Source organism: Nocardia sp. NPDC003726, assembly GCF_053586955.1.
Window position 1 is genome coordinate 26340 of the sequence record NZ_JBSFNF010000018.1, and the last position, 16459, is coordinate 42798.

Consider the following 16459-nt stretch of genomic DNA (forward strand, 5'->3'; position numbering starts at 1 on the left):
TTCGGTGATCATTGGGCTGATTCACAGGTGCCGCGCGGGTGATTTGGGCCGGTTCCCAGGCGCAGGTGAATGCTGGGCAATCGCAGCGTATTCCCTGCGTATCGCTGGTAGTGGGGACGGCGCCCCGGCTACTTGACCTCGCCTGTGACTGACGTTACAAAGGAGCTACCCGCCGACCCGAAGTTCTTCGAACCGGCCGACGAGAAGTGCACAAGTTGGTTACCGATGTCATCGACGTAGTCGCCGAATTCGCGATCGCCCGCAAGACCATCTGGGATCTGCTGCTCGAACCGCAGACGTATCCGCGTATGTTCACCGGTATCGGCGCGTGCGAGCAGATCCAGTCCGCCGACGGCAATGTGGTCTGGCAGATGCGCGTCGGCACCTACGCGTCGGGCATTCGCACCCACCAGATCCGGGTGAGCGTGGGCCGGTGGTACGAGAGCTTCGAGATGCAGTACGCCGCTTTAGGCAGTTTCGCGTCGGTGCGGCTGCACGGCGACGAGGAGCGCACCAAGATCACGGTCACCTATTTCGCGCCGAGCCGGGTGCACCCGCGGGTGGCCGAGCTGTCCAACGTGGCGATCGCGGAGTGGACCAAGAGCGGACTGAAGCGGGTGGCCGACGTCGCCAAGGGCGCGCGGACCTCCCTGGTCGTCAACGGCGAGGATTCGCCGATCCGGCGCAACGCGGGCGTGGCGCGGCAGATGGTGGCCACCGGCGTCGTGCTGCCGGTTCGCCTGGATCGGAGTCTCAAACAGCTTCGCTCCCTGGCGAAGTGGGGTTTCAACCTGGCGGGCGGGTACGCGGCGGGCGCGGCGTACGCCCCGGATCGGACCGCGATCATCGACGACCGCGGCACCCGGTCCTTCGCCGACATGCACGAGCGCACCAACGCGCTGGCCGGCGCGATGGCCGCGCACGGCCTCGGTCCTGGCGACGCCGTCGGACTGCTGGCGCGCAACCACGCGGCCATGGTCGAATGCATGGTCGCCGCAGGTAAATTGGGCGTGGACGTGGCCCTGCTGAACGCCGGGCTGGCCGGGCGAACCATCGAGGAGATCGTCCAGCGCGATCGCCTCTCGGCGCTGTTCGTCGATGGCGACCTGGAGGAATTGGTGCGCTATCTGCACGCCGACATCCCGCGGTACAACACCGACGAGCGTCCTCCCGCGCCGGACCGGACGACCGTGAACCAGCTCGTGGCCGAGGGGCACACGACGTTCCGCACGCCTGCCCAGCCGGGACGGCTGATCGTGCTCACCTCCGGGACCAGCGGGACGCCGAAGGGCGCGCGCAGGCCGCATCCGAAGGGCTTCGGGTCCATCGCGGCACTGCTGTCGCGCATCCCGATGCAGATGAACGAGACCATGCTGATCCCCGCGCCGCTGTTCCACACCTGGGGGCTGGCCGGCCTGCAACTGAGCACCGCGCTGCGCGCGACCGTGGTGCTGGCCGAGCGGTTCGACGCGGAGGACTGCCTGCGCCGCATCGCCGAGCACCGGGTCAACACGGTGATCGTGGTGCCGACCATGGTGCAGCGCATCCTCGACCTGCCCGCGCACGTGCGCGCTCGCTACGACACCTCCAGCCTGCGGCACATGATCAGCTGCGGTGCGCCGCTGGCCGGTGCGACCGTCGAGCGATTCATGGAGACCTACGGCGACGTCCTCTACAACGTCTACGGCTCCACCGAGGTCTCCTGGGCGACGATCGCCACGCCCGAGGACCTGCACACCTCGCCGACCACGGCGGGGCGGCCGCCGCTCGGCACGAAGGTCGCCGTGCTCGGACCCGACCACCGCAGGCTGCCGATCGGCGCGACCGGGCACATCTTCGTCGGCAACCACATGCTGTTCGACGGCTACGTCAACTCGGCGCCGCCGGACGAGGCGCACGGCATGCTCGACACCGGCGACCTCGGCTACCTCGACGCCGCGGGCCGGCTGTTCATCGCCGGACGGGACGATGAGATGATCATCTCCGGCGGCGAGAACGTCTTCCCCCGCCCGGTCGAGGAGGCGCTCGCGCACCTGCCGCAGGTCAGCGACGTCGCCGTGGTGGGCGTGCCGGACCGCGAATTCGGTCAGCGACTGGCGGCGTTCGTGGTGAAACGCGAAGGCTCCGGCCTCGATTCGGATATGGTGCGCACCTACATCCGCAACCGCTTGAGCCGCTTCTCGGTGCCGCGCGATGTCACCTTCCTCTCGGCGCTGCCGCGTGGCGACACCGGCAAGATCCTCAAGCGCTTGCTCGCCGGTCCCGGCGCGACCGAGCCGGAGCTGCCGCCGTCGATCAACGGTCTCGGCACCGCCGGATCGCCCTGACCTTTCCGGCGGCGCTCCCGCCTGCCGGGCCCGGCAGGTCTCAGTAGACGGTGTCCTCCAAGTCGGTCAGCGCGGTCTCCAGGTGATCGAGCAGCCTGGCCACGTCCGGCACGCCGCGACGGCAGGCGACGATGCCGATGTCCAGGCTGTCGGCATTGCTGGTGAGGGTGATGTTCACCGCCTGCCCGTCGAGCGGGATCGACAGCGGATAGCTGGCCGCGACGCGCGCGCCGTTCCAGTACTGCGGTTCGCGCGGCCCGGGGATGTTGGAGATGACGATGTTGAACGGCGGGCTGGTCAGCGCGGCCGTGGCGGGAAGCAGCAGCGACAGGGCGAGCGGACTGAGCGTCAGCGCCGACAGCGAGACGGCCTGGACGGGGGACAGCGCGCGGTAGATCTCTTTGCTGCGATGCATCGAGGAGCTGATCGCCGCCAGCCGCGCGGCCGGATCGGGCAGGTCGGTGGCCAGATTGCACAGCAGCGCGGCCACTGCGTTGCCCCCGCCGTCACCGTCGTCGGATTCGGGACGCAGCGAGACCGGCACCATGGCGATCAGCGGCTTGTCCGGCAGGGCGAGGTGTTCGAGCAGATAGGCGCGCAGCGCGCCGGCCGACATGGCCAGTACCACGTCGTTGAGCGTGGTGCCGGTCATCTTCTTGACCTGCCGGATCCGGTCCAGCGGCCAGGAGCGGGCTGCGCAGCGGCGGGCCCCGCCGATCGGGACGTTGAACATGGTGCGCGGTGCGGCGAAGGGCAGCGTCAACTGCTGCTCCAGCAGCGCGGTACGGGCCAGGCGCAAAGCCGATGGCGCCGAGCCCGCGGCGGCGAGCAGTGCGCGCGCCCGGCCGGTGAGGGTCTGCCGCTCCCGCGGTGCGTGCGCGCTGCGGCCGGTCGAGGGCGGAAGATGCCAGGGCACCAGCGCTTCGCCGGATTCCGGGTCGGTGGTGAGCGTTCGCTGCAACAGCCGTTGGGCGCCGACGCCGTCGATGAGTGCGTGGTGCATCTTCGCGTACAAGCCGACCCGGTCGCCGGCGAGCCCTTCGATCAGATGCGCCTCCCACAGCGGCCGGTGCCGGTCGAGCAGCCTGCTGTGCAGTCCCGCGGCCACCTCGGTCACGGCGTCCAGGCCACCCGGTTCCGGCAGCGCCCATCGCTGCACGTGGTAGTCGAGTTCGACGGCGCTGTCCACGGTCCAGGCCAGCTGCGGGGTCCCGAACAGGCGAGCCGGGCGCTTGCGGAACGTGGGGTGGAAGTTCTGGTCGGCCGCCAGTGTGGCGTACGCGCGCCTGGCGAATTCGGGTCCGGTGCCATCGACCGGGTCGAAGATCGACAGCGAACCGACGTGCATCGGATGCTCGCGTGATTCCGCGATGAGGAACAGGGCGTCCACCGGCGAGATGAATTCCATGGGCAGTTCCCTCCTGGCGACGCCGCGGCTGCGCCACGGTTCGGTTGCGCCACGGTTCGGTTGCGGACGTGGAAGGTCGCCGGACTGCCCACGGCGCGGGAGAGCTGTGCCGGTCGGCCGACGATCCATCACCCGATTGATTCGGTGCCGAATCCGGACCGGCTGGGCGGTTCGTCGCGGAATTGTGCGGGCCTGCCTCAGGACAGGCGGCTGACCGGCCAGTCCTGCGGCAGTTCGAGACGTTCGCTGATCATGCTGATCGCGGTGTGCAGCGCCTGGATCTCGTCGACGCCGCTGGCCAGCGACGCGCCCTGCCTGCTGATGTGGAATCGGCACAGGTGCTCGCGCCGGTCGGCCGCCAGATACGGCCTGCCGATGATGATCGACAACGAGCTGTCGGCATCGTGCAGGGTGCGCGCGGCGATGAGCGCCTGCGGCTCGCTGGTCACCGTCGTGGCGGCGCGCGAGGGCCGGGTGGGGGCGGCGGGGAAGCCGGGATCGGAGGGATCGGTCACCGGGAAATGCGCGCCGTGGCTGTTCGCTTGCCGCAGCTCGTGCGCGATCTCCTGGAACGCGCGGTAGAGCGCGGCGATGGAATCGACGCCGTGCGCCCATCGTTCGCCGATGCCCTGGATGCGGAAACCGCACACCACACCGGTGTCACCCGGCGCCATCTGCGGTTTGCCCACCTCGATGGAGACTTCTCGCGTGGCATCGGAGACGGTGCGGGTGGCGATCACCTCTCTGATCCGCCGCCACTTCATGCTCGCGATCGCACCGCTGTGCTCGGATTCGCGCACTGCGGACGTGGTCGTGTCACCAGTGACCCGCGCCGATATCGCTCTCATGCAATGTGGAGTACCCAAGTTCGCCCCGGGTTTATCCTGCGGTTGCAGGTGACCTTGACCGCAGCGCGGAGACACGCCGTATCGGCAAAAGGGCTACCGAACGGTTAACACGCCCCGCGTTTGGCAGGCTGTCGCCGAGGGTGTGTTGGTGGGGCCGCGACGATGAGGAGGGGCGGACGAAGTGGTAACGATTGCGCAGTTGCGAGCGGTTCTGTCGATCTTGCGCGTCGACCCGGACGAGGTCGGCGCACGCGTGGGCGACACGGGTCTGCACGGTCCTGACGCCGAACGTGTCCTACTGATCGGTTTGCTACACCGGATCGCGAGCAGCGAACTGCGCCACGTGGTCACCACGACGATGGACGAGGAGGAGGCGGCACGGGCCGCCGCGGTCAGCACCCTGCCGGTGAACGGCGAGAACCCCACGGAGCAGGTGCGTTTCGACGCGCACTGGCTGCACGACCGCATCGGCGCGCTGGCGGCGGGCACCACCGTGGATCCGGTGCCGGTCCTGCTGGACGCCGCCGCGCGGTCGACGGACGCGGCCGAGGCGCTGCTGCTGCTGAGCCGCAATCCGCGCGGCCGGGACGCGGACACCAGATGGGAGCGTGCGCTCGACGATCTGGGGCGCGCCTATCACCTGATCAACGACGAGCGGGTGGGCCGCTCGAACACGACGACCGCGCCGCTGTAGCGGCGCGGTCGGTCGGAGGTCTCGCCCGGCGGCATGCGGCGCGCCGCCGGGATCGAGCTACTTGGCGGGTTGGGCCGGAGCGGACTGGACCGGCTTGTCGGCGAAGCGAGTGGTGCCGTCGGCCGCCTGCAGCGTGGTGAGCAGATCGACGCCGGCCACGACGAGCGTGGGTCCGCCGACCGCGATGGTTCCCAGGATGCCGCCGAGGCTCGCGCCGGTCAGCAGACCGGCCACGCAACCGACGGCGATGGTCACCAGGCAGCCGATCGTGGCGCCGATGGCGGTGCCGACGAAACCGCCGATGGCGGTGGCGAGTCCGAACTGGCTGGCGAATTCGTCCCTCGCGCGCTGGTTCTCGGTCATGGAGGCGACCGGCTTGGCCACCAGCGGCTCGGTGATCGCGATGCCGTCGGGCCTGGTCGGCTTCAGCTCGAGCACCGTGCTGTCCTTCTTCAGCTCCGGGCGGACCGGGATGACGGTGCCCGCGATCCGGAAGTCGAGCGGCAGCGTCATCGCGACGTGGCCGTCGCGGTCGCGGACGTCGACCACGTCGATCACTTGCGCGATGTCGGCCGGGGCGCCGGTGTGATCGACGAGCACCCCGTCGCGCTCGGTTAGTCGAGCGTTCTCGTCGCCCGCGGGCTGATCGCGCAGCGCCTTGGACAATTCGAAGGTTCCGCCCCTGAGCGCGGCGACCACCGTCTGATCGATGAGCTTGGCCGAGTAGGTGATGTCGGGGGCGGGCTCGGCGTGCGCGACGCCCGCGCCGACGGTCAGCGAGCCGATGGCGAGTATCGCTGCCGCAGTGATGCCGCGGAGTTGCATGTTTCGTCCATTCCTTCATCGGGTTCACACCTGCGTCCAGCACGGCCGGACCCGCGCACTCCGGCGGCGCAAGAGCAGTCGTCTAGGGTCGCTGAGCAGCCTAGCAGCGCCCACAGCAACCTATGAGCGTTCCGGCTCGACCGGTCGGAGATAGCGAAAAATTCTCCGACCGGCCGTGATTCGGATCCTCCGGCTCAGCGGGCAGCGGCGAGTTCGCTTGCCCGCTCGGCGCGCAGGATCGTCGCGCTGGTGCCGGGCGGCCATTCGAGTCCCGTGTCGAGCCGGTCGAGGACATCGGCATCCGGCCGTGGATTGCGGGACCGCTCGATCTCGCTGATCACCTTGGCCGGCGGGCCGCCGTTGCCCGCCACGTCCGCCTGGGTCCATTTCATCTCTCGCCGCCGCGCACGCACGCGCGTGGCCAGCGCGTCGAGATCGAACGCGACGGCCGTCTCGGCTGCCTCATCCCGCGCCGGCCGCGCCGGTGCGACCGTCTCCTCCTCGCGGTGCTTCTCCCGCAGCATTCCGCTGGTGATCAGCCTGGACCGCTTCCGCCTACCCATTTTCGCCACACGCTCTCCCATCCTCGGTCGAGTCGATCGATTGCGTCGCACTGCTCCGGCGGGCGGGCGGCGCCCACCGCGCCGGGAACGCTGAACATCATGGGGGAGCGCGGGTGCGGACCTCGCTCGACGCGCCGGGTCAGTCCGAGCTGTCCTCCGGTTGCAGAATCAGCACCGGTATCTCGCGCTCGGTCCAGGATTGGTAGGTGTCGAAGTCCGCGTAGAGGTCTACGAGCAAGGGCCACAAGCGATTCTTTTCCTCCGGGCTCGCCACCCTGGCGCGGACGCGACGGTGCTCGGCACCGATCTGCACCCGGGTCGTGGGGTGTGCCAGGAGGTTGAAGTACCACTGCGGATGATCGGGCAACCCGCCTTGGGAGGCGACCACCACCAGGTCGGGGCCGTCGACGAGGTACAGCAGCGGGGCGGTGAACAGCTTGCCCGATTTGCGGCCCCGATGCTCGAGCAACAAGGTCGGTACCGGCTTACGGAAACCGGCGCCGATCCGCCATCGACCGCCGACGCGCCCTCCGGTCCGGCGGTATGCCCAGGTCTGCGCCCTGGACATGTATTTGATGACGGTCGTGACCAGCGGCGAATCGAGGTTGCGCGGTCGGTTCGGCATCAGCGCTCACCCCCTTCGGGCCGGAGTGCGGCGGTGGCATCGGGGGCGGTGTCGAATGATTGATCCATACCTTTGTCCGTAGTATCGTCCAGACAGTTGTCCGGTTACTATTCCATAGACGTGCCGGGCGCGTCGCAGGGGTCACGGCAACCGGCGGAGAGCACGGTGGAGGAAACATGGATCGGGTCAGTGGCAAAGTCGTCCTGGTGACCGGTGCCGGACGCGGGCAGGGCCGCAGCCACGCGCTGGCCCTGGCCGAAGAGGGCGCCGACATCATCGCCTTCGACATCTGCGCCGATATCGCCAGCAACGAATACCCGCTGGCGACCGAAGCGGATCTCGCCGAGACCGAGGATCTGGTCGCCGAGACCGGTCGTAGGGTGGTGGCCAGGAAGGTGGACGTGCGGGATCGGACCGCGGTGCAGGAGGCGATCGCGCAGGCGGTGGCCGAACTCGGGCGCTTGGACGTGGTCGTGGCGAACGCCGGGATCTGCCCGCTGGGGCACCACGTGCCGTTGCAAGGCTTCGTCGACGTCTTCGACGTCAACTTCGTCGGCGCGGTGAACACCGTGCACGCCGCGCTGCCACATCTGGGCGCGGGCGCGTCGATCATCGTGACCGGCTCGGTCGCGGGCCTGGTGCCGCAGACCGGATTCAACGGCCAGCAGGCGCTGCAAGGTCCCGGCGGCGACGGCTACGGCTTGTCGAAGAAGATGATCCGTTCCTACACGCAGACTTTGGCATTGACGCTCGGGCCGAGTTCGATCCGCATCAACGCGGTGCACCCGACGAACGTCGACACCGACATGCTGCACAACCCCGGGATGTACCAGATCTTCCGTCCGGACGTGCGGAATCCGACGCGGGAGGACGCCGAGGTGACCTTTCCGTTCATGCAGGCCATGCCGATTCCCTTCGTCGAATCCTCGGACATCTCGCATGCGGTCACGTTCCTGGCTTCCGACGAATCGCGCTATGTGACGGGCTTGCAGATGTTCGTCGACGGCGGGGCGTCGCTGAAACTGGGTCTCGCCGGGCAGTGACGCGAAAAGCGCTGTCACTTCAGAATGAGCATCGCGGACCGCTCGAGGCGGTCCGCGATGTCGGCATAGGATTCATAACCCATACCGGCGTGTACCAGCGCCCCCGCATAGAGTAATTCGAGCGATTTCACGATGTCCGGGTCCGGATTTCCGGACAACGCATGCGCGATCCGCTCGCGAATTTCCAGGCCGATGCGGGCCCGCAAATGTTCCACGTCGGGATCGCGGCCGAGCAGCGCGCTGGTGACCGCGCCGGACAATGCGGGTTCGTCGGCGACGAGCAGCGCGATGCCGCGGAGTTCGGCGATCACGCGCACGGTGGCGTCCCGGTCCTCGCTCACCGGCGACGGCGCCGCGCGCAGCCTGCGCCAGAAGATCTCCGCGACCAAATGCTCCTTGGAGGAGAAATAGGTGTAGGCGGTGGCGGTGCCGACTTTGGCGTTGGCGGCCACCATTCGGATGGTCATGCCCGCGAAGCCCTCGCGGGAAAGCACTTCCATCGCCGATCTGGTGAGCTTCTCGACGGTGTCGGCCTGCTTTCCGGACAGGCGCCGCCGCGTTGCCTCCACGGTTCTGGAATACTTTTCGGACATGTGTCTAGATGGTAGTGTCGCGATGTCGTTCCAGCAACTTCCACGCTGCGGAAATCGATCGCCGTCTGGGACCGTCGGCGCTACGCCTGATGTGCCGCGCCGAGCGGCAGGCCGAGGCCGGTGAGTTTGCCGGACAACCGCTCGAGGTAGGCGAGCGCCGCGGGCTCGTCCTTGTCCGGCAGTCCGTACACGACGTCGGTGACGCCGGCGCGGTCCCACTCGGCCAGGCGTCGCGCGTCCGGCTTGTAATCGAGGGCCACCACGCGCGGACGTCCCGGCCGCCCGGCCTGCCGCCAGATCTCGTGCAATGACGCGAGACGATCGGAGATCTGTGTTTCCCCCGGCGTGGTGATCCAGCCGTCGGCGGACTCGGCTATCCAGCGGAACGTGCGTTCGGTGCCGGCCGCGCCGATCAGCACCGGAACCGAACGCCGCACCGGTTTCGGCCATGCCCAGCTCGGGCCGAAGCTGACGTACTCGCCGTCGAAACCGGCCTCGTCCCGGCTCCACAGCGCCCGCATCGCCGCCAGATATTCGCGCAGCACCGTGCGCCGCTTGTGCGCGGGCACGCCGTGGTCGGCGAGTTCGTCGGTGTTCCAGCCGAATCCGGCCCCGAGCACGACCCGGCCGCCGGAGAGGTGGTCCAGGGAGGCGATCGTCTTGGCCAGGGTGATCGGGTCGTGCTCCACCGGGAGCGCGACGGCGGTGGCCAGCTCGATGCGCTCGGTGACGGCCGCCGCCATGGACAGCGCGACCCATGGGTCGAGCGTGCGCAGGTAGCGGTCGTCCGGGAGCGAAGCGTCACCGGTCTGCGGGTGCGCCGCGTTGCGCGCCACCGGGATGTGGGTGTGTTCGGGGACGTAGAAGGAGGCGAAGCCCGCTTCCTCGGCGGCTCCGGCCGCCGCGGCGGGGGTGATGCCGCGATCGCTGGTGAACAGGACGATGCCGAAGCGCATGGGGATCCTCGCCTTGTCTGGTCGTTCGACGAACTGTCGTGGCGGTGAGGCGCACGGCGACACGCCGTGTCTGGACACCTGTGTGGAATATAGTCCGAATGGCGATACGCCTACAAGAACGTGTTCTTGATTTTCCTGCGAGTCGGCCTGGTGGCGCCGCGGCGACTTTCTTCTCGCGAGTTCTCGCTTTCGGGATTGTCCTGAAAAACTGTCAGTGGTACCGTCCAGACACATGTCCAGCTATGTGTCTCTTCGGCGGGTCGTGCGGACGATCATCGTTGAGAACTTGTTATCGAATTCGGAGGGTGGGCGATGACGGCTGAGGTGGACCCGCTGGTGTTCGGCCCGTACGACGACTCGCATCCGGCGTATCGGCGGCCGCCGGAAGAAGCTGCGCGGTATGCCGACCCTGACCTCGGACTCCGGGCGTTGTCGCGGCACGGACACCCGACGCGCCGCCCACCCGGGCGGCTCCGCGAATCACTGTGCGAACCCGTGCGGAGCCGGTCGTGAGAATCCGCGCCGACCTGGATCTGTGCCAAGGGCACGCGGTCTGCCAAGCCGAGGCTCCCGAGGTGTTCACGGTGCCCAGACGCGGCCAGGTCGAAATCCTGCGCGACGTGCCGGACGCCGGACTGCGGGCCGCCGTGGCGGACGCGATCCGCTACTGCCCGACCCAAGCCCTGTCGATCGCCGACGAAGACGCGACCGACTCCTCTCCGAAAGGTACCGACTGATGCCAGGTTTCGACCGCGCCGAGCTCGACGAGATGATCCAGCGCTGGATCACGGAGAACCAGCGCTGCGAGGAAAAGGGCGACTGGAAGCCCCTCGCGCAGATGTACACCGAGGACGCCACCTACGGCTGGAACTACGGCCCGACGCAGGAGTTCATGGCCGTCGGACGCGACGAGATCCGCGACCTCGCCCTCGGCCAGGAGATGGCCGGGCTGGAGGGCTGGACCTACCCGTACCAGGAATTCGTCGTCGACGACCGCACCGGCACCGTCATCGGGTTCTGGAAGCAGATCAGCGAGGCCAAGCGGCCCGATGGGCGCAACTATTCGCCCGAGGGCATCGGCGGCAGCTGGTTCCGCTACGGCGGCGACTTCCAATGGTCCTGGCAGCGCGACTTCTTCGACTTCGGCAACGTCTCGGCGCTGTTTCTGGAGATGATCACGAACAAGGCCATCACCCCTGGCATGCAGAAGCGCATCGAGCGCTCGGTGTCGGGGCAGCCGCTGCCGGGCTGGTATCGCATCGGCGAATCGCCCGTCGCGCTGTGGTGACCGACATGACCGGATCACCGAGCCGATTCGCCTGCCTCGACCGCGCGACGCTGGCCGCGCTGCTGCCCGAACTGCTCCTGTGCGGGCACCTCATCGATCGCTCCGGCATGGCGCACTCGATCGCCGCGTTCGGCCGCGAAGGCATGACCGCGATCGCCATCGAGGAGTGGCAGGTGGCCAGCCCGGTCTACACCCGGCGCATGCAGCGCGCGCTCGGCTTCACCGGCGACGGCGTGGAGACCATCTTCAAGGGACTGCAATTGGACATCGGCGCGCCACCGCAGTTCATGGACTTCCGTTTCCGGGTCGACGACCACCACCACGGCGAGTTCTGGCTCGACCACTGCGGTGCGCTCGCCGACGTGGAACCGATGGGCGAGGACTTCGTCGTGGCGATGTGTCACGACATCGAGGATCCGACCTTCGACGCGACCGCGCTGGCCACCAATCCGCACGCCCAGGTCCGGCCGATCCACCGCCCGCCCCGCCGTCCGGCCGATCGGAAACCGGTGTGCGCGTGGACGGTCGTCATCGACCCGGCCCACGTGCCGCCGCCGGTGCCGCCCAACGCCGAGTTGGTCGCCGGGTCGGTGGCGGCCGGACTGGAGCTGGCCGCCATCGACCCCGCCGACGAAGGGCGGCCGGACTACTCGGGACCGTTGCTCAGCGATGTGCGCTTCGCGGACTTCTCCCGCTCCGCGCTGGTCCGCCTCGCCGACGAGGTCTGCCTGCAACATCACCTGCTCACCCTCGGTTTCCTGATCGCGGTGCGCGCCCGGGCCGACGCCGATGCGGCGCTGGAGATCGGGCGCAAGCAGTTCACTGGTATCGCCGGCCTCACCAGTGAACGCCTGCGCGATTGCCTCGGCCTCGGCGACGACGCCGCCGCGCTGGCGACGGTGCTGCGGTTGCATCCGGCGCTGAATCCATTGCCCTACAACGGAATCGAGATCGCGCACACCGGCGACACGGTCACGGTGACGTTCCCGGCCGCCAGCGGCGCGCACACCGACGGCACGTGGCCGTCGATGCTCGACCCCGAGCACGTGCAGCCGCTGAATGCCCTGGTCCGCGGCGTGAATCCGCGTTTCTCCGCCGAGGTCGTCGCCGCGGGCGAGGACGGCTGGCGCGCCGCCGTCACGCTCGGTGACACACCGTTCCGGGAGGCGACGGAGGTCGCGCTGACCCGGTTCAGCACCGGCGCCGCCTTCACCTTCACCGACCGGGGGATACCCCTTCCGCTCACCGTCGTCTGACCGCACCCAGAGATGGAACGACATGGCCAACAACTTCGCCGACCTCTTCGAGCACTCCGTGGACGCCATGCCCGAGCGGGTGGCTCTCGTCCGGTCCGGCCGCCGCGTGACCTACCGTGAGCTCGACGTCCGCGCCAATCGGCTCGCGCACCATCTGGCGAGTATCGGCGTCGGCGCCGGGACGCACGTGGGTTTCCAGATGCACAACAGCGTCGAGACGATGGAGACGCTGATCGCGTGCTTCAAACTCGCCGCCGTGCCGATCAACATCAATTACCGGTACGGCGTCGCGGAACTGGCCTACGTCTACGACAACGCCGACCTCGAGGTGCTCGTGCACCACTGCTGTTACAGCGAAGCCGTCCAGGAGGCCCGGCAGCGCACGCCGGGGTTGCGGCACACGATCCGCGTCGCCGACGAGTTCACGCCGGAAGCGGACGATGCCGCGGCGACGCAGTACGAGTCGGCCCTCGCCGCCGCGGCGACAGACCGTCCGATCGTCGAACGCAGCGCCGACGACCTGTTCATGATGTACACCGGCGGGACGACCGGCATGCCGAAAGGCGTCATGTGGCGGCAAGAGGACATGTGGCGCGTGCTCGGCGGCGGCATCGACTTCTACACCGGCGAGCCGGTCGCCGACGAGTTCCAGCAGTCCCGCACCGGCGCTCAGGCGGATCCGAGCGCCTGGCTGGTGCTGCCGCCGCTGATCCACGCCGCCGCCATGATGCCGACCTTCACCGCGCTGTGGTCGGGCAACACGGTGATCTTCGAATCCCGCTTCGACGCCGCCCGCGTCTGGCGGACCGTCGCCGAGCAACGCCCGCAGGTCATGGTGATCACCGGCGACGCCATGGCCAGACCCTTGATCGAGGCGTACCGCAGCGAGCCGGTGGACGCCTCCTCGCTGCTGGCGATCGCCTCCGGCGCCGCGCTGCTGTCGCAGCCGGTGAAGAACACGCTGCTGGAGATGTTCTCGTGGGCGGTCGTCTCGGACTCCATCGGATCGTCGGAAACCGGGTTCGGCGGCATCGGTTTCGCCCAGAAGGACGATGATCCGGCACGCGGCCCCCGCGTGCAGACCGGTCGCGGCGCGGTCGTGGTGGACGACGACGGCCGCCCCGTCGCGCCCGGCTCGGAAGGCTGGCTGGCCAAGACCGGCAACGTGCCGATCGGCTACTACAAGGACCCCGGCAAGACCGAGCGGCTGTTCAAGACCGTCGACGGCGTGCGCATGGTCGTCACCGACGACCGGGCCCGCGCCGAGGCCGACGGGTCGATCACGCTGATCGGCCGCGGCAACATGGTGATCAACACCGGCGGCGAGAAGGTGTTCGTCGAAGAGGTCGAAAGCGTGGTGAAGGCGCACGACGCGATCTTCGACGCGGTGGTGATCGGCGTGCCGCACGAACGCTGGGGGCATCAGGTCGCGGCGGTGGTGTCGTTGTCCGGCCCCGGGCCCGTGGAGTTCACGGAACTGCAGGCGCACGTGCGCCGCTTCCTGGCCGGATACAAAGTGCCCAAACAGATCTGGGTCGCCGACGCCATCGTGCGGGCGCCCAGCGGCAAACCCGACTACCGGTGGGCCAAGCAGTACGTCGCCGCGCGCGGGCCCGACCACAAGGCGGACTGACATGATCCGGGTGATCCAATGGGCCACCGGCGGAGTCGGGCGGGCCGCCATCGAGGGCATTCTCGACCATCCGGAGCTGGAACTGGCCGGAGCCTGGGTGCACAGCGCGGACAAGGACGGCATGGACCTGGGCGAACTCGTCGGCCGCGCGCCGATCGGGGTGCGCGCGAGCACCGACGCCGACCGCTTGCTCGCCACGCAGGCCGACTGCGTGCTCTACAGCCCCTTCACGGCCGCCCCGGAGACGATGCGCGCGATTCTGCGGTCCGGCAAGAACGTCGTCACACCGCTGGGCTGGTTCCATCCGCGCCGCGCGGAGCGGCAATGCTACGACGAGCTGTGCCGTGCGGCCGGAGTCACCTTGCACGGTACCGGGATACATCCGGGCGGCATCACCGAGAAGATCCCGCTGGTGGTATCGGCGCTGTCGGGCTCGATCACCGCGGTGCGCGCCGAAGAGTTCTCCGATATCCGCACCTACGGCGCGCCAGAGGTGGTCCGGGACTGGATGCTGTTCGGCGCCACGCCGGAACAGGCCGCGACCAGCGTCATGGCGAACGTGCTCGCAGGCGGCTACAGCCAGTCGGTGTGGATGATCGCCGAAGCGCTCGGCATCGCGCTCGACGAGCGGTTGCGGGTGACGCACGACATGGCGGTGGCCACGGCGCCGATCGATTCGCCCATCGGACCGATCGCGCCGGGGCGTGTCGCCGCGCAGCGCTTCCGCTGGGAAGGGACCGTTCGCGGCGCTCCGGTGATCACGGCCGCGGTGAATTGGTTCATGGGCACCGAGCACCTCGATCCACCGTGGACCTTCGGGCCGGCGGGGGAGCGATACGAGGTCGAGGTCGTGGGTGATCCCGGCGCGACGGTGACGTTCACCGGCATGCACGCGCACAGCGCCGCCGCCGGTCTGGTGCGCAACCCCGGCATCGTGGCCACGGCCATGCACTGCGTGAACTCGATCCCCTACGTGGTCGCCGCCGAGCCCGGCGTGCGGACCTATCTCGACCTGCCGCTCGTCGCCGGTCGCGCCGCCGCATGGCTGCGCGGAACCGGCGGCGACGCGGCCTGCGCTTCGCCCGCCGCGGCGGATACCGGCGTCGCGCGTCGTCCTTCGCGCTGACCGGCTCGCACGTTTTCATCCAGGAGGTAGCAATGGCAGCACCGGCATTACCCGTCGGATTCGATTTCACCGACCCGGCGCTGTGGGAGAACCGAAGTCCGGTACAGGAATTCGCGCAGCTGCGCCGCACCGCCCCGGTGTGGTGGAACGCGCAATCCGACGAGACCTCCGGTGGTTTCCGCGACGGCGGCTACTGGGTGGTCAGCAAGCTCGCCGACATCAAGGAGATCTCCAGACATCCCGAGCTGTTCTCCTCCGAGCGGAAAGGGGCCATCATCCGCCTGCCCGGCGACATCACCCCGGAGCAGATGGCGCTCACCGGCGCTCTGCTGGTGAACATGGACCCGCCCAAGCACTCCAAGATCCGGCGGATCATCGCCAAGGGGTTCACCCCGCGTGCGGTGGAGAGCCTGCGGGCGGCGCTGACCGAACGCGCCGCGCGGATCGTGCACGAGGCCAAGAAGTCCGGCGGCGGCGACTTCGTCGAGCAGGTCGCGTGCGAGCTGCCGTTGCAGGCCATCGCCGAGCTGATCGGGGTGCCGCAGGAGGATCGGCGCAAGTTGTTCGACTGGTCCAACCAGATGCTCAACTACGACGATCCCGAGTACGGCGATCCCGCGATGGCATCGGCCGAGATCCTCGGTTACGCCTGGAACATGGCCGAGCAGCGCCGCGCGTGCCCGGTGGGCGACATCGTCAGCGAGCTGGTGCACGCCGACGTCGACGGTGAGGCGCTCGGCTCCGACGAATTCGGCTTCTTCGTCATCCTGCTCGCCGTGGCGGGCAACGAGACCACTCGCAATGCCATCACCCACGGCATGAAGGCGTTCGTCGACCGGCCCGAGCAGTGGGAGCTCTACCGGCAGCAGCGTCCGCGCACCGCGCCCGACGAGATCGTGCGGTGGGCGACCCCGGTGACCGCCTTTCAGCGCACCGCGACGGAAGACCTGGAACTGGGCGGGCAGCGGATCCGGCAGGGACAGCGGCTCGGATTGTTCTACAGCTCGGCCAATTTCGACGAGGACGGGTTCGCGGATCCGTTCACCTTCGACGTGCTGCGCGACCCGAACCCGCACGTGGGTTTCGGCGGCACCGGCACGCATTATTGCGTCGGCGCGAACCTCGCCCGGCTGGAGATCGATCTGATGTTCAACGCCATCGCCGACGCGATGCCCGGCCTGCGCCAGGTGTCCGAGCCGGTGCGCCTGCGGTCGGGGTGGATCAACGGCATCAAGAGCTGGCGGGTGCGCTACGAATAGCGCCGGGCGCGGGCT

16 protein-coding genes are annotated in these 16459 nt (G+C 68.8%); 9 read left to right on the forward strand and 7 right to left on the reverse strand.

Annotated elements, in window-relative coordinates:
• Positions 1-215 precede the first annotated feature (215 nt).
• Complete coding sequence (locus tag ACWDMM_RS22680) at positions 216-2327, forward strand: AMP-binding protein (RefSeq protein WP_397071049.1); 2112 nt, start codon at positions 216-218, stop codon at positions 2325-2327.
• Between the two features lie 40 nt (positions 2328-2367).
• Here ACWDMM_RS22680 and ACWDMM_RS22685 read toward each other — a convergent pair whose 3' ends face one another.
• Positions 2368-3735, reverse strand: coding sequence for a WS/DGAT/MGAT family O-acyltransferase (locus tag ACWDMM_RS22685; protein WP_195081468.1), 1368 nt, complete (start codon positions 3733-3735; stop codon positions 2368-2370).
• Positions 3736-3932: 197 nt separating this feature from the next.
• Positions 3933-4499, reverse strand: coding sequence for a DUF6968 family protein (locus tag ACWDMM_RS22690; protein WP_195081469.1), 567 nt, complete (start codon positions 4497-4499; stop codon positions 3933-3935).
• Between the two features lie 283 nt (positions 4500-4782).
• On the opposite strand from ACWDMM_RS22690, the gene ACWDMM_RS22695 reads away from it, so the two are divergent.
• Positions 4783-5277: a hypothetical protein gene (locus ACWDMM_RS22695; protein ID WP_195081470.1), complete on the forward strand. Its 495-nt coding sequence runs from the start codon at positions 4783-4785 to the stop codon at positions 5275-5277.
• Between the two features lie 57 nt (positions 5278-5334).
• Here ACWDMM_RS22695 and ACWDMM_RS22700 read toward each other — a convergent pair whose 3' ends face one another.
• The 3 genes from ACWDMM_RS22700 to ACWDMM_RS22710 form a co-directional block, all read right to left on the reverse strand.
• Positions 5335-6102 carry a hypothetical protein gene (locus ACWDMM_RS22700; protein WP_195081471.1) on the reverse strand — a complete coding sequence of 256 codons (768 nt, stop codon included), beginning with the start codon at positions 6100-6102 and terminating at the stop codon, positions 5335-5337.
• Positions 6103-6296: 194 nt separating this feature from the next.
• On the reverse strand, positions 6297-6665 hold the full coding sequence (locus tag ACWDMM_RS22705) for a helix-turn-helix domain-containing protein (protein WP_195081472.1): 369 nt from the start codon (positions 6663-6665) through the stop codon (positions 6297-6299).
• Between the two features lie 139 nt (positions 6666-6804).
• Positions 6805-7290: a nitroreductase family deazaflavin-dependent oxidoreductase gene (locus ACWDMM_RS22710; protein WP_195081473.1), complete on the reverse strand. Its 486-nt coding sequence runs from the start codon at positions 7288-7290 to the stop codon at positions 6805-6807.
• Between the two features lie 176 nt (positions 7291-7466).
• Between ACWDMM_RS22710 and ACWDMM_RS22715 the strand changes: the two genes are divergently transcribed.
• Entirely contained in the window at positions 7467-8333 is an 867-nt protein-coding gene (locus ACWDMM_RS22715) for a mycofactocin-coupled SDR family oxidoreductase (protein ID WP_357106045.1), read from the forward strand.
• 14 nt (positions 8334-8347) lie between these two features.
• Here ACWDMM_RS22715 and ACWDMM_RS22720 read toward each other — a convergent pair whose 3' ends face one another.
• Entirely contained in the window at positions 8348-8926 is a 579-nt protein-coding gene (locus tag ACWDMM_RS22720; RefSeq protein WP_195081475.1) for a TetR/AcrR family transcriptional regulator, read from the reverse strand.
• 80 nt (positions 8927-9006) lie between these two features.
• A complete protein-coding gene (locus ACWDMM_RS22725; protein WP_357106049.1) occupies positions 9007-9882 on the reverse strand; it encodes an LLM class F420-dependent oxidoreductase in 876 nt (291 codons plus the stop codon).
• 509 nt (positions 9883-10391) lie between these two features.
• Between ACWDMM_RS22725 and ACWDMM_RS22730 the strand changes: the two genes are divergently transcribed.
• The 6 genes from ACWDMM_RS22730 to ACWDMM_RS22755 are packed head-to-tail and all read left to right on the forward strand — an operon-like array spanning position 10392 to position 16444.
• The gene (locus ACWDMM_RS22730) at positions 10392-10619 is read left to right on the forward strand and encodes a ferredoxin (protein WP_195081477.1); all 228 of its coding nucleotides are present in this window, start codon (positions 10392-10394) and stop codon (positions 10617-10619) included.
• Complete coding sequence (locus tag ACWDMM_RS22735) at positions 10619-11170, forward strand: Cif family virulence factor (RefSeq protein WP_195081478.1); 552 nt, start codon at positions 10619-10621, stop codon at positions 11168-11170. Before ACWDMM_RS22730 ends, ACWDMM_RS22735 begins: the two co-directional genes overlap by 1 nt.
• A 5-nt stretch (positions 11171-11175) precedes the next feature.
• Positions 11176-12426 (forward strand): hypothetical protein, encoded by a 1251-nt coding sequence (locus ACWDMM_RS22740; RefSeq protein ID WP_449939365.1) that lies wholly within the window; start codon positions 11176-11178, stop codon positions 12424-12426.
• Positions 12427-12448: 22 nt separating this feature from the next.
• Entirely contained in the window at positions 12449-14059 is a 1611-nt protein-coding gene (locus ACWDMM_RS22745) for an acyl-CoA synthetase (protein WP_195081480.1), read from the forward strand.
• Position 14060: 1 nt separating this feature from the next.
• Positions 14061-15185, forward strand: a complete 1125-nt coding sequence (locus ACWDMM_RS22750) for an NAD(P)H-dependent amine dehydrogenase family protein (protein ID WP_449939368.1) — start codon at positions 14061-14063, stop codon at positions 15183-15185.
• A 32-nt stretch (positions 15186-15217) separates the two neighbouring features.
• A complete protein-coding gene (locus tag ACWDMM_RS22755; protein WP_449939371.1) occupies positions 15218-16444 on the forward strand; it encodes a cytochrome P450 in 1227 nt (408 codons plus the stop codon).
• Positions 16445-16459 lie beyond the last annotated feature (15 nt).